The organism is Pseudomonas sp., assembly GCF_036387035.1.
Taxonomy (GTDB): domain Bacteria; phylum Pseudomonadota; class Gammaproteobacteria; order Pseudomonadales; family Pseudomonadaceae; genus Aquipseudomonas.
Genome location: NZ_DASVUM010000127.1, coordinates 1 through 21302, shown reverse-complemented (window position 1 = coordinate 21302; position 21302 = coordinate 1). Strand labels below are relative to the sequence as shown.

The following is a 21302-nucleotide window of genomic DNA, read 5'->3' as shown; positions in this document are numbered from 1 at the left end:
TTCCCCGAATTTCCCGCCCACCTGCCGGATTCCCGTATGCCACGTCACCTGATCAAGCGGTACATGCCCGATCCGAACAGCATCCGGGAACACAAATCCTTACGCTTTCTTGGCCGGCTTCTGCACGATCCCAACCTCTGGCACCTCAATCGACACTCTGTGGCACGCGCTATGGGTATCGGGCTGTTCGCCGCATTGATGCCGATGCCGTTGCAGATGCTGCTAGCCGCCGTGCTGGCGATCTGGGTGAGGGCCAACTTGCCGATTGCCGCGAGCCTGTGCTGGCTGACCAACCCGCTGACGATGCCGCCGGTGTTCTATTGCACCTACAAAATCGGCGCGTTGCTCATGGGCCTGCCGCCACGGCATTTCCCGGACGAGCTGAGCTGGGACTGGATCAGCGGGCAGCTGTCCACCTTGTGGCAGCCGTTTTTGCTGGGGTCGGTGGTGGCGGGAGTGGTGCTGGGCGTAGCGGGGTATTTCGGCACGATGGCGTATTGGCGGTGGTGGGTCGGACGGCAGTGGAAGGCGCGTCAGGTGCGGCGTAAGGAAGGTTAGGACGAGGTTGTCAGCGGATGCATGATCGTTCCCACGCTCCGCGTGGTAATGCCTCTTTTGACGCTCCGCGTCACTGGCAACGCAGAGCGTTTGGGGCGCCGTTACCACGCAGAGCGTGGCAACGATCAATCTGGCGGATGTACCACCTTCGCGAGCAAGCTCACTCCCACAAGTTACGGCGTACTACTGACGCATCCCGCGTCCACTCACCAGCAACCGCGCGCAACCCAGATACAGCACGATGGTTGCGACGACCATGAACGCCAGGGCGATGCTGATCTTGATGTCAGACACGCCGAGAATGCCAAAGCGGAAGGCGTTGACCATGTGCAGCACCGGGTTGGCCAGCGAAACGGTTTGCCAGAACGGCGGCAGCAGATTGATCGAGTAGAACACCCCGCCCAGGTAGGTCAACGGGGTCAGCACGAACGTCGGGATGATGGAAATGTCATCGAAGTTGCGCGCGAACACGGCGTTAATGAAGCCCAGCAGCGAGAAGATCGTCGCGGTCAGCAGCACCACGATCACGGTCACGCCCAAGTGATGCACTTGCAGGTCAGTGAAGAACATCGACAGGATCGTGACAATCACCCCTACCGCCAACCCGCGCAGCACGCCGCCGATGGTGTAACCGATCAGGATGGTGTGAGGCGAGACGGGCGAAACCATCAATTCTTCGACCGAGCGCTGGAATTTGGCGCCGAAGAAGCTCGACACCACGTTCCCGTAGGAGTTGGTGATCACCGACATCATGATCAGCCCGGGCACGATGTACTGCATGTAGGTGAAGCCACCCATGTCACCGATCTGCCGGCCGATCAGGTTGCCGAAGATCACGAAGTACAGAACCATGGTGATCGCTGGCGGCAGCAAGGTCTGCGGCCAGATCCGCATGAAGCGCCGGACTTCGCGATAAACGATGGTGTTCAGGGCCACCAGGTTGGGGCGCAGCTCCGAGCTCATATCGCCACCTTCGCCAGATTCTTCTCGACCAGACCCACGAACAACTCCTCAAGGCGATTGGTTTTATTACGCAGGCTCAAGACCTGGATGTTCTGCAACGACAACTGACTGAACAGCGACGTGATGCCAATGGTCTTGTCGACCTGCACTTCGAGCGTGTGGTTATCCACGAGCTGCACCGGGTAGCCGTTGAGCTGAGGCGCCACCTGCAGCGGATCGCGCAGATCCAGCAGGAAGGTCTCGACGTGCAGCTTGTTGAGCAGCGTCTTCATGCCGGTGTTTTCGATGATCGTGCCGTGGTCGATGATGCCGATGTTGCGGCACAGCTGCTCAGCCTCCTCCAGGTAATGCGTGGTCAGGATGATGGTGATGCCCTTCTCGTTCAGCTCGGTGAGGAAGGTCCACATCGAGCGACGCAGTTCGATATCAACACCGGCGGTAGGCTCGTCGAGGATCAACAGGCGCGGCTCGTGAATCAACGCGCGGGCGATCATCAGGCGGCGTTTCATGCCGCCGGAAAGCGAGCGCGAAGGCACATCGCGCTTGTCCCACAACCCGAGCTGGGTCAGGTATTGCTCTGCCCGCTCTTTGGCGATCTTCGGCGGAATGCCGTAGTAGCCCGCCTGAGTCACGACGATGTCGAAGGTCTTCTCGAACTGGTTGAAATTGAATTCCTGCGGCACCACGCCGATCGAGCGCTTGAGCTGCGCCGGGTTGCGATCGAGGTCGTGACCGAAAATGTTCACCGTGCCGCTGGTCTTGTTGACCAGGGTCGAGATGATCCCGATGGTGGTGGATTTGCCGGCGCCGTTAGGGCCGAGCAATGCGAAGAAATCACCCTCGGCGACGTCCAGATCAATGCCCTTGAGGGCCTGGAAACCGTTGCCGTAGGTCTTGGTTAGCTGCCGGATGGACAGGGCTGAACTCATGACTGAACACACACCAATAAAATGAAAAGGGCTGGATAAACGAACGAAAGTGCAATCGCCGGCTGATACGGGCGCTGAGGTCTTGACGCCTCCCCGCTTGAACATCAGGGGCCAGACCATATTGCAGGCGCAGTGGCCGCAATGTTGCGTGCCGATGCCGCCCAAGTACAGCGACATCGGTTGATAGTCAGTATTAACTGGACGCGGGCTGAACTCAGGTCAGCGGGGTCATCACAGCTTTCTGGTACGCCGGCCGCGCTTGTAGACGTTCATACCAGGCTTTGAGGTGAGGCAGCTCTGTGCGTTCAATCGGCATTTCAAACCAGGCATAAGCGAAGCAGCCGAGGGGAATATCGCCGACACCGAATTCATCGCCCGAGAGGTACGGCTGCCGGGCGAGTGCTGCATCGACGATGCTCAGCAGGCGCTCGACTTGCGCTACGGCGTTGTTGATTTGTGTCCAGTCGCGCTGCTCGGCAGGCGTGCGCACGACGCCCCAGAAAACCGGGCGAAAAGGCCCGGCCAGCGTGGAGGTGGCCCAGTCCATCCACTTTTCGGCCAGGGCACGCGCCTTGGCGCTGGCTGGACACAGCGCCGAGTCCGGTGCGTATTGAGCGGCCAGGTAGCGGACGATGGTGTTGGATTCCCACAGCACGAACTCGCCGTCTTCAATCATCGGCACCACACCGTTGGGGTTCTTCGCCAGGTACTCGGGCTGATCGATGACACCGAAGGCGCCGCCTGCATTCAACGACTCGTAGTCCAGTCCCAGCTCCTCGGCGATCCACAGTGCCTTGCGCACATTGGACGAATTCTTGCGGCCCCATATCTTCAACATGTTGCATTCTCCGTGTGGTCATCGAGCGTTGAGTGGCGTTTGCGGCGGGCTACAGTCTACTGCGGGAAGCGGGTGTTCAAGCCACAATTTCCTGCGCATCGGCCAGTCCACGAACTCCCCTGATAGCACGGGGTCACTATCGATGCGCGGGCCAGAGCGGTCGACTGCGCGGTCGGTTGCGCTTATCGCGCCGTCATCATGGAGGGGCTGTTTATGCTGTTGCTGTGGATCGTAGTGCTGGTGATTGGCGTGGCCTGGCTGGCCCACCGGAGGGTGGCACCCTTCCCTGCCCTTGGCATTGTCGCGGTTTACCTGCTGGCGATGGGCGCGTTCAGTCATGCCCACGGCTGGATGATCATCCCGTGGCTGTTATGGCTGGGCGTCGCGATGCTGCTGGCGCTACCGGACCTGCGCCGCAGGCACTTCAGTGCGCCGATGTTCTCCTGGTTTCAAAAGGTGCTGCCGCCCATGTCCGCCACCGAGCGCGACGCCATCGACGCCGGCACGGTGTGGTGGGATGGCGAGCTGTTCAGCGGCCGCCCGGACTGGAACACCCTGCTGAGCTATCCCAAGAGCCAACTGACTGACGAAGAGCAGGCCTTCCTCGATGGCCCGACTGAGGCGCTGTGCGCCATGGTCAGTGACTGGGCAATCGGGCAGGCCATGGACCTGCCGCCTGAAGCCTGGGCGCATATAAAAGAGCATGGCTTTTTTGCCCTGATCATTCCCAAGGAATATGGCGGCAAGGGTTTCTCGGCGTACGCCCATTCGCAGGTGGCGATGAAGCTGGCGACCCGCAGCGGCGACCTGGCCTCCACGGTGATGGTGCCCAATTCTTTGGGCCCGGCAGAATTGCTGCTGCATTACGGCACCGACGAGCAGCGCAATCATTACCTGCCGCGTCTGGCGCGCGGTGATGAGATCCCGTGTTTCGCCCTGACCGGGCCACTGGCCGGGTCCGATGCAGGCGCGATGCCCGACACCGGCATCATTTGCAGGGGTCAGTGGGAAGGTGAAGAAGTCATCGGTCTGCGCCTGAACTGGGAAAAGCGCTACATCACCCTAGGCCCCGTCGCCACCCTCCTCGGCCTGGCCTTCAAGGCCTACGACCCCGAGCACCTGCTGGGCGAAGAGGAAGACCTGGGTATCAGCCTGGCGCTGATTCCCACCGATACGGCCGGTGTGGAAATCGGTCGGCGTCATTTGCCATTGGGCGCCGCTTTCATGAACGGCCCGAATGCCGGCAAGGACGTGTTCATTCCGCTGGCGTATCTGATCGGCGGCCAGGAGATGCTCGGCAAAGGCTGGATGATGCTGATGAATTGCCTGTCCGTCGGCCGTTCGATTTCCCTGCCGGCGGTGGGCACCGGTGCCGCGAAATTCACCAGCCTCGTCACCGGCCAGTACACCCAGGTACGCGAGCAATTCAACGTACCGCTGGCGGCGTTCGAAGGCATTCAGGAATCTCTGGCGCGCATCGGCGGCAACGCCTGGCTCATGGACAGCGCGCGCATCCTGACCGCCAATGCGGTGGACCTGGGCGAAAAGCCTTCAGTGCTGTCGGCGATTCTGAAATACCACCTCACCGAGCGCGGCCGCGAGTGCATCACTCACGCCATGGATGTGCACGGCGGCAAGGGCATCATCATGGGCCCGAACAATTACCTGGGTCGCTCGTGGCAGGGCGCGCCGATTTTCATCACCGTGGAGGGCGCAAACATTCTGTCGCGCAACCTGATGATCTTCGGTCAGGGTGCGATTCGCTGCCATCCGTTCGTGCTCAAGGAAATGGCCCTCGCCGGCCGACAAGATCGCGACCGCGCAGTGGTGGAGTTCGATGGCTTGTTGATGCAGCACATTGGTTTCGCCGTGCGTAACGCGGCCAGCACGCTGGTGCTGAACCTGGGGCTGGGGCATTTCGAAAGCGTGCCGGGCGATCGCTTGAGCCAGGGGTATTTCCGGGCGCTGAACCGCCAGGCCGCCGCATTCGCCATGCTGGCTGACCTGAGCATGATGCTGCTGGGCGGTGAACTGAAACGCCGCGAGCGTCTGTCGGCGCGACTGGGTGATGTGCTGAGTCATATGTACCTGGCGTCTGCCGCGCTCAAGCGCTACCACGACCTGGATTATCCCGAGGCACTGGCGCCGCTGTTTTGCTGGTCCATGGAAGAAGCGCTCGGTGAGTCGGAGCGTGCGCTGGACGAACTGCTCAGCAACTTCCCCAACCGCCTGCTGGGCGGGCTGCTGCGGGGCATCGTGTTTCCGTTCGGCCGTCGTCACAAAGGGCCGTCGGATGTGCTCGACGCGCAAGTGGCAGACATTCTCGGGCGCGCCAAAGGCGACCCGGCGCTGGAATCGGTGCTCGCCGGCTGCTATCGCCCCACCGATGCCGAAGATCCGGTCGGCGCGCTGCAGCACGCGAGCGATTTGCTCAGCGGCGCCAAAGCCATTCGCAGCAAGCTGCATCACGCGGTGAAAAGCGGCCAGGTCAAGCCGGCCGGCGGACAACACTTGATCGATGCCGCGCTCACCGCCGGTGTGCTGCAAGCGACGGAAGCGCAGACGTTGCGCGCAGCAGAAGCGGCGCGGCGCAAGGTGATCGATGTGGATGATTTTGCCAAGGAAGAACTGCTCGGCACTGACGGCAAGGTCCGCTAAGCAGAGCAAGCGCTGTGGCATGAGGTTGCGCGCGATGGCTTGAGTACAGACGCTGACACGGGTCAACAGTGCTCGAGCCTTCGTGGGCGAACTTGCCATCGCCCCCATCACCACGACTTACGTCTACATACACTGCCCCTAGGAATTGTCCTACACTCGTCGGTAACAACAAGAAAAGACAAGGGGACGCATCATGATCAATCAACGCATGACACATCGCTGCCTGCTCGCTGACATTGCCTCGGGGGAGGACCTGTACAGCGGCAAGCCGACACAAACCTTGCAAACCCTTCTGATGATTGGCTTTGTGACCCGTCTGCCCAGCCCCGACGGCACGTTCGCCCATTTCGCCCTGACAGAGGCAGGTCACCGCTATCTGGCCGGGTTGTGGCATTGAGATAGCCGCAGGCGGCGGGGGCCTCTATACTCCCGCGCCTGTTTTTGTCTCTGAGGGCTTCATCATGGCCGACGCCAATCTCGACCACACTATGAACCTGCTGTTGCACTTGCGCGGCATCCTGGTCGCGCTGGGAGACGCCGAGCAGGTCCCCGAAGAAAGTCATGCGCTGTTTCTGGAGCGCTACGATGAGCTGTTGACGTTGTTGCCGGCCGATCCTATCGAAAGTCAGTACCTGGGGCAGGATCTGTTGTGTCAGGTCATTCAGCGCTACCCGCAAATCGCTCATTTGGTGCCGCGTGATCTGCTGTGGTATTTCGCTGGCGACTGTCTGCATTTCATGCCGGACGAGGAGATTGATTTGTATACGGCGCTGGAGGAGCGTCGGCATGAGGCGATGGAGAATGATGAGCCGTTTGACTGGAATCAGGAGAAGCAGTTGTTGGCGATGTCGCAGTCTGAGTCCAAGCACTGATCGTGACTGTTTAGGCTCTGCCTAACGGCAGAGCGGTTTCGCCTTCTTAGGCTCTGCCTAACGGCAGAGCGGTTTCGCCTTCGGCGAGTTACTTGGAAAAGCACCCCAAGTAACCAAGGGTGCTTGCTCCTGGTTGGGTCCCTCCTCCGTCGGGATACCCTCACTCCGACGACGCTCCGTGGGCCCGCGCCGAACGGACATCCATGTCCTGACGGCGCTCTCGCCGCATCCATGCGGCTCGACCCACTGCGCGTCGTCTGCGTTCAGCCTGCACCCAAGTCGCGTTTGGCGGTGTCTGGACTTTCTGCGTGTGAAGATCAAGATCAAATCATGAGCAGATCGGGAGTTTCCCGGCTGAAGCCGGTCCTCCTGACCGCGCGATTTTTTTGTGGGACCGGCTTTAGCCGGGAAGCTTTTGATGCAGATCCAGCAGATTGTTCCCACGCGCCGCGTGGGAATGCAGCTCGAGATGCTCCGCGTCATCTTGGGCTCGAGGGCGACAAGCAAAACATTCCTGATGTTGTAATCCGGGTAAATGCATATTTTTTATAATTAGCTTAGCGCGAAATCGAATTTCACAGACCCTTCGCTTGCCCCTATGTTGCTGACTTGCCCCGCGTGCCCCCTGACGCCGGTTGGCCCATCAGCACAAGGAGTTGTCATGAGCATCGAGTTCATCGGTTATATCGCTACCCAGCCCGGTTCTGAAATTCATCCGCGCAGCGGGCCCGCCGTGCAGCCTGAGTACGTTGAAAAGGTCGCCCGCGCTCATGAAGAGGCAGGGTTTGATCGGGCGCTGGTCGCTTATCACTCCAATAGCCCGGACAGCGCGTTCGTTGCGTCTCATGCGGCGAATGTCACCCGCACGCTGAAGTTTCTCGTCGCTCATCGTCCGGGGTTTATCTCGCCCACTGTTGCCGCGCGGCAGTTCGCGACGCTGGACGTGTTCACCGGCGGGCGTATCGCTGTGCATATCATCACCGGCGGCGATGATCAGGAGCTGCGCGCCGACGGCAGTTTCATTGGCAAGGATGAACGTTACGCCCGCACGGACGAGTACCTCGACGTGGTGCGGCAGGAATGGACGGCCGAGAAGCCCTTCGATCACCAGGGTGACTATTACCGGTTCGAGGGTGCGCATTCGCTGGTCAAGTCGCCGCAGCAGCCTCACATTCCGCTGTATTTCGGCGGTGCGTCGCAGGCAGCCCTGGAGGTCGCTGGCAAGCATGCCGATGTGTATGCGCTGTGGGGCGAGACGTATGAGCAAGTAAGGGACATCGTCAAACAGGTCCGGGAGCAAGCCGCGAAGCACGGGCGGACGGTGCGTTTCAGTTTGTCGTTGCGGCCGATTCTGGCGGAAACAGAGGACAAGGCCTGGGCGCGCGCGGACAGCATTCTTGAGCGGGCAAAGGCGCTGGCGCAGGCGTCTGCGTTCGAGCGCCGAGAGCCGGCAAACGAGGGTTCGCGCCGCTTGCTGGAAGCCGCAGCCCAAGGCGCCCGTCTGGATAAACGCTTGTGGACGGGCATCGCCGGGCTGCTCGGCGCGAAAGGCAATTCCACTGCGCTGGTTGGCACGCCAGAACAAGTGGCCGAGGCGCTGCTCGATTACTACGACTTGGGGATCACGACGTTCCTGATTCGAGGATTCGATCCTCTGGAAGACGCGATTGATTACGGTAAAAAGCTCATCCCGCTGACCCGCGAGTTGGTGGCACGGCGTGAGCAGGAGAAGCGCGAAAAGGTGGCGTGAATGGTGGCCGTGGCTAACGGTTTCTGCTAACGCCGCGTTCATTCCGTAGGAGCCGGCTTGCTGGCGAACGCGCCGGATCAGAAGCTGCTGTATTGAATGACCCACCCCATTCGCCAGCAAGCCGGCTCCTACGGATTGTGGATCGATCCTAGAGCTGTCGGGCCAGAATTAAGATCAGTCCTGATAATCCGTCCCCTGCCGATCCAGCTCACGGATCAGCGCGTTCCAGTGCCGTGTCACCCCCGGGCCAGTGCCGCTTTTGAGGACTTTGGCCTGCTCTTCCACCTTCTTCACCACGTCCTCGGGCGGGAAGATCAGCTCGGCATTGCCCGCCGCCTGCGCCGCAATCTGGATGTTGCAGGCGTATTCCAGGTTGTGCAGCTGTTGAAAGGCATGTTCAACGCTCAGCCCTGCCGTCAGCAACCCGTGGTTGCGCAAGATCATCACGCTTTTGTCGCCCAGGTCCGCCACCAGCCGTTCGCGTTCGCCGAGGTCTTGCGCGATGCCTTCGTATCCGTGATAGGCCACCCTTCCGGAGAAACTGAGGGAGTGCTGGGAGATGGGCAACAGGCCGCGCTTCTGCGCAGAAACCGCAATCCCGTCGCGGGTGTGGGTATGCAACACGGCCTGCAAATCGGGACGTGCCGCATGAATAGCGCTGTGGATAACATAGCCGGCGTTGTTGATGCCTAACCCGGTAGGGTCATCGACGAGGGTGCCGTCGATATCGACCTTCACCAGATTGGAGGCCGTGATCTCGTCGAACAGCAGGCCAAACGCGTTGATCAGAAAGTGCTCATCAGGGCCCGGCACCCGTGCGGAGAAATGCGTGTAGATGTGATCTGTCCAGCGTTTGAGCGCGGCGATCCGGTAGGCCGCCGCCAGTTTCACCCGCACCTCCCACTCTTCGGGGCTGACCCGATCGCGCACGCTTGCGGCGTTGTTACCGGACTGAACGGGCAAAGAACTGACGTTACTCATGCATGACTCCCTGGTGGTCTGGCTCAGACGTATTCAGGGCAGCGTAGGCGTTGTGGAAAATGATTAAAAATCACATTTTCTTCTAAGCTAATTATCAATAATTTTTATTTATTTGGGGTGCAGTCTCAAGCTGCATCGCGCTCCTGTCTCAGCGATTGCGCCACCAGGCTGCCGAACGACGCCACCGGCGCCTGCAAGTTGCCCAGGAAGCGCGGATACATCAGCCACAGGTCCATCACCGGTTTGAAGTCCTTGAGGGGCATGGCGGCCAGCATGTCGCGATGAACGCTGCGCTCCAGCAACGGACGCGGCACCAGTCCCAGGCCCATGCCGTCGGCGACCAGCCCGAGTTGCAGCTCGGTGCCGAAGGTTTCCAGATTGACCCTCAGGCTCAAGCCCTGATCCGTCAGGGTGCGTTGCAGCCCGGCACGGAAACCGCAACCGTCGGGGTTCAGCACCCAACCCAGGTCATAGCAGTCGGCAAGTTTGATCGGTTTTTTTGGCAGCGCACTCTTCGCGCACACCACCACCAGTTCCATCTTGCCAATGGACTCGCCGACGATGCCGTCGGGGAAAATCTTCCCGGCAGGAAACAGCGCCGCCGCCGCGTCCAGTTCACCGTTCTCGATTTTGCCGATCAGGTGGCTGCCCCAGCCGGTGATCACTTGCGCACGCAGGTCAGGAAACTGCCCGCGCAGGTGTTTCAACGCGTCCAGCAGCACGACATCACCGATGGTCTGCGGCACCCCCAGCCTCAGCAGACCGCTGGGTGGCGTGTCGCTGGCGACCAGCTCGCGCAATGAGTCCATTTCCCGCAGGATCGACAGGCACTTCTGATAGACCTGCGTGCCCATGGGCGTCGGTTTGAGGGGCTTGGTATTACGGTCGAACAACTCAACGCCCAGCGCCTGCTCGAAATTCTGCACCCGGCGCGTGATCGCCGGCTGGGTCAGGTCCAGGGATTCAGCGGCATGGCTGATCGACTGGCAGCGAATGACCGCTACAAACGCATCGATGTCATCAATTTTCATTCGGATCGCACATGGAATAAGGGAAGCAAGATAGGCAAAAATCATAATGGCTAACGGGAATTCTGGATAGCCTCGCGTCAGCGCAGGCCGTTCGAGTCGGTGGCCTGCTGCGTTTTGGTTATAACCTAATCATCAATAAATAGCATATTAGGCAGCCGCATTATGCTTATATTCAGCATCCCTATCTGCCCGGAGCCGACATGACCCACATCCGACACCCTGAACGACTCAGGGCTTTTATCGGCGCGCTGGCCGAGCTGATCGACAGCAACCCGAGGGAGGCCGACCTGCTCTCCCGGGGCGGCAAGTTGCTGGGCCAGCTGGTCCGTTATGACGACTGGTTGCCGGATGAGTTTGCCATTCCCGATCCGACGCGCTATCAACAGTTTTTACTGCATGCCGATTCGCGGCAGCGCTTTTCCGTGGTCAGCTTCGTGTGGGGACCGGGTCAGAGCACGCCGATTCACGATCACCGCGTCTGGGGCTTGATCGGCATGCTGCGCGGCGCCGAGTATTCACAGGGGTTCGCCCGCAGCGCCGAGGGTCGATTGGAGCAGGAAGGCCCGGCGATCCGCCTGCAACCCGGCCACGTCGAGGCACTATCGCCCCAGAACAACGACATTCATCAGGTCAGCAACGCATTCGACGACCAGGTGTCGATCAGCATTCATGTGTACGGCGCCAACATCGGCGCCGTGAAGCGCGCCGTTTATCAGCCGGATGGCAGCGAAAAGCTGTTTATCTCCGGTTATTCCAGCGCCTTTCTGCCCAACATCTGGGATCTGTCCAAAGAGAACCAAGCCCAATGACCCATCACACCCGTACTTACGCCGACGTCCGTCGCGCCCTGCTCGCCCATGAAGAAGTGGCGCTGGTCGATGTGCGCGAAGAGGCGCCTTTTGCCGAAGCTCACCCGCTGTTTGCGGCCAACATCCCGTTATCGAAGCTGGAGCTGGAAGTGTTCTCGCGTATCCCGCGCCGCGACACCGCCGTCACGCTGTACGACGATGGCGAAGGTCTGGCCGAGCGCGCCGCCCAGCGTCTGCAAGACCTGGGTTACGTCGACGTGAAGTTGCTGGAAGGCGGATTGCAGGGCTGGCGCGACGCCGGCGGCGAGGTGTTCATCGATGTGAATGTACCGAGCAAGGCGTTCGGCGAGTTGGTGGAACATCATCGTCACACGCCGTCACTGGCCGCCGAAGAGGTCAAGCAGTTGCTCGACGCCAAGGCCAACGTGGTCGTGCTGGATGCGCGGCGGTTCGACGAATACCACACCATGAGCATTCCCACCGGCGTCAGTGTGCCCGGGGCCGAACTGGTGCTGCGCGCGCGCGAGCTGGCGCCTGATCCCGAGACCCGGATCATCGTCAACTGCGCGGGGCGTACGCGCAGCATCATCGGCACCCAGTCGCTGGTCAACGCCGGCCTGCCTAACCCGATTGCGGCCCTGCGAAATGGCACCATCGGCTGGCTGCTCGCCGGGCAGACGCTGGATCACGGCCAATCGCGGCGCTTCCCTCAGGTCAGTGAATCGACGCGAGAAGTCGCTCGGGCCGATGCGCGCAGCGTGGCGGATAAAGCCGGGGTGAAACGCGGCAGCCGTGCTGACGTGCTCGCATGGCAAACCGAAACGACACGCACCACGTACCTGTTCGATGTGCGCACCCCTGAGGAGTTCGAGGCCGGCCATGTGCCTGGCGCACGCTCGACTCCGGGCGGGCAACTGGTGCAGGAGACTGACCACTACGCCAGCGTGCGCGGCGCACGACTGGTGTTGCTGGACGATGACGGCGTGCGCGCGAACATGTCGGCGTCGTGGCTGGCGCAGCTGGGGTGGGAGGTGTTCGTGGTGGACGACCTGCGGCCCGAGGATTTCAGCGAAAAAGGCGGATGGAACGCCCCGAGCCCGCCCCCGCCGCAGGTCGAGGAGATCACCGCGCAGACGCTGCATGAGTGGGGCGAACACGGTGGCGTGGCAGTGCTGGATTTCACTGCCAGCGCCAACTACGTCAAGCAGCACATTCCGGGGGCCTGGTGGACGCTGCGTGCCGATCTTGCCCATGCGCTGCGCAACATTCCGGCCGCCGAGCGTTATGTGTTGACCTGCGGCAGCAGCAAACTCGCGCGCCTGGCGGTGTCGGAGGTCGAGGCGCTGACCGGCAAGCCGGTGTTCGTGTTGAAAGACGGCACCGCCAGTTGGGTGACAGCGGGATTCGAGCTTGAGCACGGCGAGAGCCATCTGGCCTCACCGCGTATCGATCGCTATCGCCGGCCTTACGAAGGGACCGAGGCGCCCCGAGAGGCGATGCAGGCGTATCTGGATTGGGAATACGGGCTGGTCGAGCAATTGGGCCGCGACGGCACCCATGGGTTTCATGTGATCTAGACCGCGATGCATGGATGCACAAGCCGGCTTGCTGGCGAACGCAGTGAGTCAGACCTACAGACGTCGATGACCCACCCGGTTCGCCAGCATGCCAGCTGCTTCGCAGACGAGCGCATCAGGCTACAGCGCAGGCGTGCACAGAGCGCATCACTGGCGCCCATTACATGCATAAAGTTGATATCTAAGGATGGGATAATTACACAAGTACATAATTAGCTTATAACCAAAAGATACTTCCATCGCGTTTCTTATAGGCATAAGGTCAAACCCCTTGCCGACCCCTTCTCCAGGCGGAGGCCAGAATCCATTTTATGCCTGGAGACACGCACCATGTCCGCCCCCTTCACTCCCCTGCTCCGTGCCCGAAACGTGCTACTCGGTGCACTGCTCGCGCTGTCATTCGGCCAGACCCTGCAAGCCGCCGAACCTCTCCAGCCGCTGCTTGTCGCCAACCAGAAATCCGCGCTGAAGGTGCTGCTGGAGGTCTCCGGCGAGCTGAAAAGCGTGCCCTACGAGATCAAATTCTCCGAATTCCCCTCCGCATCCCCCTTGGGCGAAGCCCTTAACGCCGGGGCCGTCGACGTCGGCGCGCTGGGCGATGCGCCTTATGTGTTTGCGCTGGGCGCCGGCGCGGCGTTGAAGGTCATCAGCATCACCCACGTCAAGGGCCGTTACACCACCGCGCTGATCGTGCGCAACGACTCGCCGGTCAAGTCCGTTGCCGACCTCAAGGGCAAGCGCATCGTCACCGGACGGGGTTCCATCGGCCATTACCTGGCGATTCGCGCGCTGAATGAAGCCGGGTTAAAGACCAGCGACGTGCAGTTCGTCTTTCTGTTGCCCAGCGAATCGCGGCTGATTCTCGACAACGGCGACGCTGACGCCTGGGCCACCTGGGCGCCCTACACCACCGTCGCCACGCAGAACGGCGCGCGCATCCTGCCCAACGGGCCGGACCTGCTGACCAATCATTCCTACCTCGCCGCGACCCGCTCGGCCATCGCCGAGAAGCGTGTGCAACTGGATGACTTCGTGGTGCGCCTGGACCGCGCCTACCGCTGGGCCGACGCCCATCCTGCCGAGTACGCCGCCGCCCAGACCAAGGTCACCGGCCTGCCGCTGGCCGTCCACCTGGCGGTCAATCAGGAAACCAAAACCGAACGCGTGAACATCGACGACAGCGTGATCAAGGGCCTGCAGAACACGGCGGACATCTATCAGCGCGAAGGCATCCTCAACAAGCACGTCGACGTGTCCCAAGGCTTCGACCCTGACTTCAATGCCATCCGCCTGGCTGCCGAACAAGCCGCCGAACACGCTGCCAACCAAGCCAATCCCCAAGCTGCGCGCTAGCGATCGATTCAGGAGCACACCCCATGAGCAAGCCTCGTCAACTCAAATTCGGTGCAATGGTTCACGGTGTGGGCCACGGTTGGGGCGAATGGCGCCACCCGGACGCACAGGCCGACGCGAGCACCAATTTCGACTGGTACAAGGGCCAGGCCCAACTGGCCGAAGACGCGAAATTCGATTTCGTGTTTATCGCCGACAGCCTGCACATTCATAAGGACTCGAGCCCCCACTACCTCAATCGGTTCGAGCCGCTGACCATTCTCTCGGCGCTGGCCGCCACCACCCGCAGGATTGGCCTGGTGGCCACTGTCACCGTTAGCTACACCGAACCCTTTCAGGTGGCGCGGCAAATCTCGTCGCTGGACCACATCAGCGGCGGCCGCGCCGGCTGGAACATCGTCACCTCGTGGCTCAGCGGCACCGCTGAAAACTTCAGCAAGAGCGAGCATCCGCCCCACGCCGTGCGTTATCGCATTGCCAGGGAACACGTTTCAGCGGTCAAAGGGCTGTGGGACTCCTGGGAGGACGACGCCTTCACCCGCAACAAACAGACCGGCGAGTTTTTTGACCGCAGCAAGCTGCATGCCTTGAATCACTCCGGGGACTTCTTCCAGGTGAAGGGTCCGCTGAACATCGCCCGCTCGCGTCAGGGCCAACCGGTGCTGTTTCAGGCCGGCACCTCCGATGACGGGCGCAACTTCGCCGCCGAATATTCCGATGCGATTTTCGTTCATGCCGAATCCTTCGAAGAAACCCAGGCGTATTACGGCGACCTCAAGCGGCGCGCTGCCGGTTTCGGCCGTAACCCGGACGATCTGTCGATCCTGCCGGGCATTCGTCCCATCGTCGGCCGGGACGCTGCCGAAGTAGAGCAACGTTATCAGCAGGCGGTGGAACTGGTGAGCATCGAGGACGCCATCGTCGCCCTGGGCCGGCCGTTCAACGACCACGACTTCAGGCAATACCCGCTGGATGAGCCGTTTCCGGACCTGGGTGATCTGGGCGCCAACAGTCAGAAAGGCGGCTCCGACCGGATCAAGCAGCAGGCCAGGGAACAGAACCTGACGCTGCGCCAGGTCGCGCTGGACTTCTCCCGTCCTCGGCGCGAGTTCGTTGGCACGCCCGAACAGGTCGCTGACAAGATTCAGCACTGGTTCGAGAACGGCGCCAGCGATGGCTTCATCATCAATTCCGTGCTGCCTGACGGCCTGAAATACTTCACCGAGCTGGTCATACCCGTTCTGCAGCAGCGCGGCCTGCAACGCACCGATTACACCGGCTCGACCCTGCGCGAGCACTTCGGCCTTGAGTTTCCGGTCAATGGTTACACCGCCGCGCGATCGGCGACGTCGACCGTTACTGACCCTGACGCGGCCGCTGAAACATCGCAGGTCCCGGCATGAGCGCAGGCGTGAACCGGGCACCCGACGCCTCAGGGATTACCGAGACAGACGCGGCTTTTGTGGCGCGCTTGCAGGCGATAACCGAACGGCTGGCCGAGACCGCTGAGCACTACGATGAAACGGCTGAATTCCCGCACGCCAACTTCCGCTTGCTGCACGAGCACGACCTGCTGGGCCTGACGGTGGAACGCTCGCTGGGCGGCGGCGGGGGCGATCTCAAGAAGGCACAGCAAGTGATCAGCGCCGTGGCGCGGGGGGAGCCGTCGACCGCGCTGATCCTGGTGATGCAGTACATCCAGCATGCGCGGATTCGCGAGATCCGAAACTGGCCGGAGCCTCTGTATCGTCGGGTCGCGCTAGATGCAACACGTAACGGGGCGCTGATCAACGCGCTGCGCGTCGAGCCGGACCTGGGCTCGCCGTCACGAGGGGGATTGCCGGCAACGGTTGCCCGTCGGACGACGGAAGGGTGGCGGATCAGCGGGCGGAAAATCTACTCGACGGGCAGCCATGGCCTGACGTGGCTGAACGTCTGGGGGCGCAGCGACGACGCCGATCCATTGGTCGGGGTGTGGCTGGTACCCAAAGACAGTCCGGGCGTTAGCGTCGTTGGAGGGTGGGACCATCTGGGCATGCGCGCGACGTCCAGCCACGACGTGATTTTCGACAACGTACTGGTGCCGCTGGACCATGCCGTCAATACCAGCCCGGCGAGCGCGCCGCAGCCCGAGCTGGACGCGACGGGATTGCTGTGGATGTCGGTGCTGTTGTCGTCGGTGTACGACGGCATTGCCCAATCGGCGCGAGACTGGCTGGTGGACTTCCTTGAACAGCGCACGCCGTCCAATCTCGGCGCGTCGCTGTCGACCTTGCCGCGCTTTCAGGAAGCACTCGGCCACATCGACACGTTGCTGTTTGCCAACCGGACACTACTGGAATCAGCGACCCATGGCCTGACGCCGGCCGGACACGCGGCGCAAATCAAGTACCTGGTGACCAGCAACGCCATTCGCGCGGTCGAGCTGGCCATCGAAGCCACCGGCAACCCGGGCCTGTCCCGCAGCAACCCGCTGCAACGGCACTACCGCAACGTCCTGTGCGGCCGCGTTCATACACCGCAAAATGATGTGGTATTGCAGGGAGTGGGCAAGGCAGTGTTTGCCGGGCGATCGGGTAAACAGTGATGCACTGCAATGCCCTTCCCGGCTAAAGCCGGTCCCACACAGGTCGCGTTCAGCCGGTCCCTTTGGTGTACGCGATGCTGTTTAGTGGGACCGGCTTCAGCCGGGAAGACGCCAGCATGCACACCCTCAATCTTGCAGCGTGACGCCAACGCTTTCCCGGCTAAAGCCGGTCCCACAAATGCCGCGTCCAGCCAGCCCCCCAGGGTACGCGATGTCGCGTTCAGCCAGTACCCCAGGGTACGAGATGTCGCGTCCAGCCAGTCCCTCAGGTGACGCGGTGCTTTTCAGTGGGACCGGCTTCAGCCGGGAAGACGCCAGCATGCACACCCTCAATCTGGCAGCGCGACGCCCGACGCTTTCCCGGCTAAAGCCGGTCCCACAAGGGTCGCGTTCCGCCAGTCTCACAAGGTGGCGTCGTGCTTCCGTTCACCGGTCAAGCCAGCATCTCGGGTGGCTCGAACGCGGTGATCGGCGGCAGCTTGCCCTGCCACTTCTCCACCTCCACCGAGACCGTCTGCGCTGAGCAGCCTTGGGACAAGCTCGACGCGCCGATATCTTCGGTCAGCACATTCGGGTTGCCATGTTTCTCCAGGCTGTTCGCCTGCCCCTTCACCAAGGGATCAAACCAGGCGCCGGTGGCGATCTGCACCACGCCCGGACGAATGTCGTCGGACACAATGACCCCGGCCAAAAAGGCACCTCGCCCGTTAAACACCCTGACCACATCCCCCGCGACAATCCCTCGGGCCAAGGCGTCCTGCCGATTAATCGTCAGCGGCTCGCGCCCCTGGATTTTCGAGGCCTGGCTGTACGCGCCGTGGTCGTACTGACTGTGCAGCCGTGTCTTGGGCTGATTGGACAGCAAATGCAGCGGTGACGACTGCGCGGGCTTGCTCAGCCATACCGGATGACCGGGGCAATCGGCGTAGCCAAATCCGGCGATGGTCTCGCTGAAAATCTCGATCCTGCCCGACGGCGTCTGCAGCGGATTGGCCTGCGGATCTTCACGAAATGCCTTGAGGAGCACCGTCTCCTGCGCCGGGTAGTCGACCTCAAACAGGCCCTCGCGCCAGAACTGCTCAAACGCGGGCAGCTCGATGGCGAAGCTTCTGGCACGCGGCCGCGATTCTTCATACAGCAAGCGCAGCCATTGCCCGGCGTCACGGCCCTCGGTAAAAGCGGGCTCGCAGTCCAGCCGACGGGAAAGCGCGGCGAAGATCGCATAATCGTCCCGCGCCTCCCCCACCGGCTCGAGCACCTTATGCATGGCAATCATGTAACGATCGGAGGCCGCGCTGCCGATGTCATCGCGCTCCAGCGCAGTGGTGGCGGGCAGGACAATGTCCGCATGCTTGGCCTGGGCGGTCCAGAATTGCTCATGAACGATGATGGTTTCCGGACGCTGCCAGGCCTGCACCAGGCGATTGATGTCCTGGTGATGATGGAAAATATTGCCGCCCGCCCAGTAGACCAAACGAATGTCCGGATAGCGCTGCCGCTGACCGTTGTAATCGAAAGGCTCGCCCGGGTGAATCAGCATGTCGGTAAACCGCGCCACCGGTATGAAATCCTTGACCGGGTTCACGCCCTGCGAAAAGCGCGGACCGGAAAACGCCTTGCGTCCGCTGCCGGTGTTGTTCATGCAGCCGTAACCCAGACCGAATCCACTGCCGGGCAGGCCAATCTGCCCGAGCATCGCCGCCAGGGTCACGGTCATCCAGAACGGTTGCTCGCCAAACTGTGCGCGTTGCAGCGAATAGGCAACGTTGATCATCGTGCGCTTGCCGGCCATCTGCCGCGCGAGGCTGGTGATCCGCTGCGCCGGAATATCCGTCAGCCCCGCTGCCCACGCAGGGGTCTTCGCCACGCCATCGACGGCGCCCTGCAAATACTCGATAAACCGCTCATGCCCCACCGTGTAACGGCGCAAGAATGTTTCGTTGTGCAGCCCTTCGTCCACCAGCACCCAGCACAGCGCGATCATCAAGGCGGTGTCGCTGCCAGGCCGTACGGGCAGCCACTCATTGCGCTCAGGGCCTTGCAAATCGTCGCGCAGCGGGCTGACGTTGACGAACTGCACGCCAGCTTCTGACATCTTGCGAATGCCCTCGCTGACCAGATGATCGCTGGCGCCACCCGGGCTGCACTGCGCGTTCTTGACCGGCAAACCGCCAAATGCCACGAACAGTTCGCAATGTTCTGCCAGGTTGTGCCACGACGTATGCGCCGCCAGCAGCCAGTCCATGTTGCCGACGATGTGCGGCATCAACACCCGGCCGGCACCGAGGCTGTAACTGTCGACGCTGTAGACGTAGCCACCGTAGCTGTTCAGGAAGCGGTGCAACTGGCTCTGGGCGTGATGAAACCGCCCCGCGCTGCCCCAGCCATAGCTGCCGCCGAATATCGCGCGATTGCCGTGCTCGCCCTTGACCCGCTTCAGCTCCGTCGCAACCAGGTCGAGCGCGACATCCCACGGCACTTCGACGAACGCTTCGTTGCCGCGCAGATGAGGATTGCGCAGCGCCGGGTGATTGTCGAAACGCTCCAGAAAACTGCGACGCACGGCCGGCCGACGGATGCGTGTGGCCGAGTCAATGGCGCCGGGAATCGAAGCCCCGATCGGCGAAGGGTCCGCGTCCCATTCCACCGGATCCATGGCCTCGAGCCGACCGTCGACAACCCGTGGACGGTAGGCGCCCCAATGCAATGAGGTGAAACTCATGGGTCAATGCTCCAGCAAGCGGGCCTGCGCGGTGAGTACCGTGATCGATCAGCGTGCCGCTTGGGCCGATGTGTTATACGCAGCCTCAAGGGCAGAGGCAAAGGAGTCGTCGAACACAGTGCCAGCCGGATAGGATTTCGTCAGCCCGGCAGCGTTAAAAAAGTCGATGGTCTGCTGCGCCTTGGCAATGACCTGCGGCGAAATGGGCAGCACCACCGTCGCCGAGCGTTCGAACCAGCCGCGCGCGACCTCCGGATCCGCCTTGGACAGCACGGCCCATGCGTTGGCGTACGTGTCGGTGTTCTGCTTGCTGGCCACCGACCAGGCCCGGGCCTTTTGCAGGCGCTGCAGGAAATCGCTGATCTGGGCACGTTTGTCCTTGATCGAACGATCATTGGCGACGACGAAGCTCTGCGCCGGGATCAGGTCCTGGGCAGTGGTGATCACCCGCCCTCCTTGGCGTTCCTGCTGAATCACGTAGGGATCCCACGTGGCGATGGCATCAACCGAACCGCCGTCCAGGGCGTGGGAAGCGTCCAGCGCGCTCAGATATCGATACTCCACCGCCTCCCGCGGCACACCGGCCTTGTCCAGCGCGGTCAGCATCAACTGCTGGCTCCACGAGCCCTTCCAGATCGCTACCCGCTTGCCTTTAAGGTCGGCCACGGAGTGGATCGGTGAATCCTTGCCGACCACGATCGCCACGCCGGCCAGGTTCTGCCGGGAAACGCCGATCACCTTGATCGGCGCGCCCAGTGCGCCGAGAAACAGCACGGGGGCATCACCCAACAGCCCGACGTCGAGACTGCCGGCATTGAGCGCTTCCGCCACCGGCGAGCCTGCGGTGAACTGTTTCCACTCCAGCGTGTAGGGCAAATCGTTGAGTACGCCAGCGGCTTCCATGACGGTGCGAGCGCCGTAGCTTTGATCGCCCACGACCAGTTCTGCGGCCTGTATCGCGCTGAGAGAGCCGGTGAATAAAAGGAGGGACAACGCAGGGCGCAGCAGAAGGGATTTGATCGACACAGGCTATCTCCGGGAGGCTCCATCGGAACCGGATCATGAAATGAGTGCCGGTCCGCCTGTGCGGTAGCCGATTCTTGGGCCTGGCGCTGGGTTGAGCAGCACGCGGATTAGAACCATAGCATCGAAATTTATATTAAATAAATTCAATATAGTTATAAGCAAATATGCGGATTGAGCAGATTAAAACGACGATGGGCTTAATGGAAAAAAATCCCGCACAAACAAAAACGCCGCTCTGTTGAGCGGCGTTTTTGAGAATTTGGAGCGGGAAACGAGACTCGAACTCGCGACCCCGACCTTGGCAAGGTCGTGCTCTACCAACTGAGCTATTCCCGCAAATGGCGTCCCCTAGGGGACTCGAACCCCTGTTACCGCCGTGAAAGGGCGGTGTCCTAGGCCACTAGACGAAGGGGACACAGCCTGGAAACACCATGGTGTTGTGTTCCAGTTCCAGAAACACATCCGAAGACGCTTCCTGGTTTCACTCAACTTCGCCCTGGAGCAAAGCTGCTTAAAAATGGAGCGGGAAACGAGACTCGAACTCGCGACCCCGACCTTGGCAAGGTCGTGCTCTACCAACTGAGCTATTCCCGCAATGGCGTCCCCTAGGGGACTCGAACCCCTGTTACCGCCGTGAAAGGGCGGTGT

17 protein-coding genes and 3 tRNA genes are annotated in these 21302 nt (G+C 61.5%); 10 read left to right on the top strand and 10 right to left on the bottom strand.

Annotated features, from left to right (window positions below):
• The first annotated feature begins 36 nt into the window (after positions 1 to 36).
• The gene (locus VF672_RS12130) at positions 37 to 558 is read left to right on the top strand and encodes a DUF2062 domain-containing protein (protein WP_331104833.1); all 522 of its coding nucleotides are present in this window, start codon (positions 37 to 39) and stop codon (positions 556 to 558) included.
• 183 nt (positions 559 to 741) lie between these two features.
• On the opposite strand, the gene VF672_RS12125 is transcribed toward VF672_RS12130, so the two are convergent.
• The 3 genes from VF672_RS12125 to VF672_RS12115 form a co-directional block, all read right to left on the bottom strand.
• Positions 742 to 1521, bottom strand: coding sequence for an ABC transporter permease (locus VF672_RS12125; protein WP_331104832.1), 780 nt, complete (start codon positions 1519 to 1521; stop codon positions 742 to 744).
• Positions 1518 to 2450 (bottom strand): ABC transporter ATP-binding protein, encoded by a 933-nt coding sequence (locus VF672_RS12120; protein ID WP_331104831.1) that lies wholly within the window; start codon positions 2448 to 2450, stop codon positions 1518 to 1520. Before VF672_RS12120 ends, VF672_RS12125 begins: the two co-directional genes overlap by 4 nt.
• A gap of 214 nt (positions 2451 to 2664) precedes the next feature.
• Positions 2665 to 3288, bottom strand: a complete 624-nt coding sequence (locus tag VF672_RS12115) for a glutathione S-transferase (protein ID WP_331104830.1) — start codon at positions 3286 to 3288, stop codon at positions 2665 to 2667.
• A gap of 213 nt (positions 3289 to 3501) precedes the next feature.
• Between VF672_RS12115 and VF672_RS12110 the strand changes: the two genes are divergently transcribed.
• From VF672_RS12110 to VF672_RS12095, 4 genes are all read left to right on the top strand, one after another.
• Positions 3502 to 5946 (top strand): acyl-CoA dehydrogenase, encoded by a 2445-nt coding sequence (locus tag VF672_RS12110; RefSeq protein WP_331104829.1) that lies wholly within the window; start codon positions 3502 to 3504, stop codon positions 5944 to 5946.
• A 193-nt stretch (positions 5947 to 6139) separates the two neighbouring features.
• Positions 6140 to 6343: a hypothetical protein gene (locus tag VF672_RS12105; RefSeq protein WP_331104828.1), complete on the top strand. Its 204-nt coding sequence runs from the start codon at positions 6140 to 6142 to the stop codon at positions 6341 to 6343.
• Between the two features lie 64 nt (positions 6344 to 6407).
• Positions 6408 to 6818: a PA2817 family protein gene (locus VF672_RS12100; RefSeq protein ID WP_331104827.1), complete on the top strand. Its 411-nt coding sequence runs from the start codon at positions 6408 to 6410 to the stop codon at positions 6816 to 6818.
• Between the two features lie 661 nt (positions 6819 to 7479).
• Positions 7480 to 8568: an LLM class flavin-dependent oxidoreductase gene (locus VF672_RS12095; RefSeq protein ID WP_331104826.1), complete on the top strand. Its 1089-nt coding sequence runs from the start codon at positions 7480 to 7482 to the stop codon at positions 8566 to 8568.
• Positions 8569 to 8742: 174 nt separating this feature from the next.
• On the opposite strand, the gene VF672_RS12090 is transcribed toward VF672_RS12095, so the two are convergent.
• Both VF672_RS12090 and VF672_RS12085 read right to left on the bottom strand, forming a co-directional pair.
• Positions 8743 to 9549, bottom strand: a complete 807-nt coding sequence (locus VF672_RS12090) for a class II aldolase/adducin family protein (RefSeq protein WP_331104825.1) — start codon at positions 9547 to 9549, stop codon at positions 8743 to 8745.
• A gap of 125 nt (positions 9550 to 9674) precedes the next feature.
• Complete coding sequence (locus VF672_RS12085) at positions 9675 to 10580, bottom strand: LysR family transcriptional regulator (RefSeq protein ID WP_331104824.1); 906 nt, start codon at positions 10578 to 10580, stop codon at positions 9675 to 9677.
• 200 nt (positions 10581 to 10780) lie between these two features.
• On the opposite strand from VF672_RS12085, the gene VF672_RS12080 reads away from it, so the two are divergent.
• The 5 genes from VF672_RS12080 (at position 10781) to VF672_RS12060 (ending at position 16906) form a co-directional block, all read left to right on the top strand.
• Positions 10781 to 11389, top strand: a complete 609-nt coding sequence (locus VF672_RS12080) for a cysteine dioxygenase (RefSeq protein ID WP_331104823.1) — start codon at positions 10781 to 10783, stop codon at positions 11387 to 11389.
• Entirely contained in the window at positions 11386 to 12966 is a 1581-nt protein-coding gene (locus VF672_RS12075; RefSeq protein WP_331104822.1) for a rhodanese-related sulfurtransferase, read from the top strand. The genes VF672_RS12080 and VF672_RS12075 overlap by 4 nt, the downstream gene beginning before the upstream one ends.
• Positions 12967 to 13296: 330 nt before the next feature.
• A complete protein-coding gene (locus VF672_RS12070; RefSeq protein ID WP_331104821.1) occupies positions 13297 to 14319 on the top strand; it encodes an ABC transporter substrate-binding protein in 1023 nt (340 codons plus the stop codon).
• Between the two features lie 23 nt (positions 14320 to 14342).
• A complete protein-coding gene (locus VF672_RS12065; RefSeq protein WP_331104820.1) occupies positions 14343 to 15722 on the top strand; it encodes an LLM class flavin-dependent oxidoreductase in 1380 nt (459 codons plus the stop codon).
• Positions 15719 to 16906 (top strand): acyl-CoA dehydrogenase family protein, encoded by a 1188-nt coding sequence (locus tag VF672_RS12060; protein WP_331104819.1) that lies wholly within the window; start codon positions 15719 to 15721, stop codon positions 16904 to 16906. The genes VF672_RS12065 and VF672_RS12060 overlap by 4 nt, the downstream gene beginning before the upstream one ends.
• Positions 16907 to 17339: 433 nt before the next feature.
• On the opposite strand, the gene VF672_RS12055 is transcribed toward VF672_RS12060, so the two are convergent.
• The 5 genes from VF672_RS12055 to VF672_RS12035 all read right to left on the bottom strand — a co-directional run bounded on the left by VF672_RS12055 (position 17340) and on the right by VF672_RS12035 (position 21248).
• Positions 17340 to 19628 carry a molybdopterin guanine dinucleotide-containing S/N-oxide reductase gene (locus VF672_RS12055; RefSeq protein ID WP_331104818.1) on the bottom strand — a complete coding sequence of 763 codons (2289 nt, stop codon included), beginning with the start codon at positions 19626 to 19628 and terminating at the stop codon, positions 17340 to 17342.
• A gap of 48 nt (positions 19629 to 19676) precedes the next feature.
• Positions 19677 to 20636: an ABC transporter substrate-binding protein gene (locus VF672_RS12050; RefSeq protein WP_414705599.1), complete on the bottom strand. Its 960-nt coding sequence runs from the start codon at positions 20634 to 20636 to the stop codon at positions 19677 to 19679.
• A 278-nt stretch (positions 20637 to 20914) separates the two neighbouring features.
• Positions 20915 to 20990: transfer RNA gene (locus VF672_RS12045), tRNA-Gly, on the bottom strand.
• A 3-nt stretch (positions 20991 to 20993) separates the two neighbouring features.
• Positions 20994 to 21069, bottom strand: a tRNA-Glu gene (locus VF672_RS12040).
• A 103-nt stretch (positions 21070 to 21172) separates the two neighbouring features.
• Positions 21173 to 21248 (bottom strand) — tRNA-Gly (locus VF672_RS12035).
• Between the last annotated feature and the right edge of the window lie 54 nt (positions 21249 to 21302).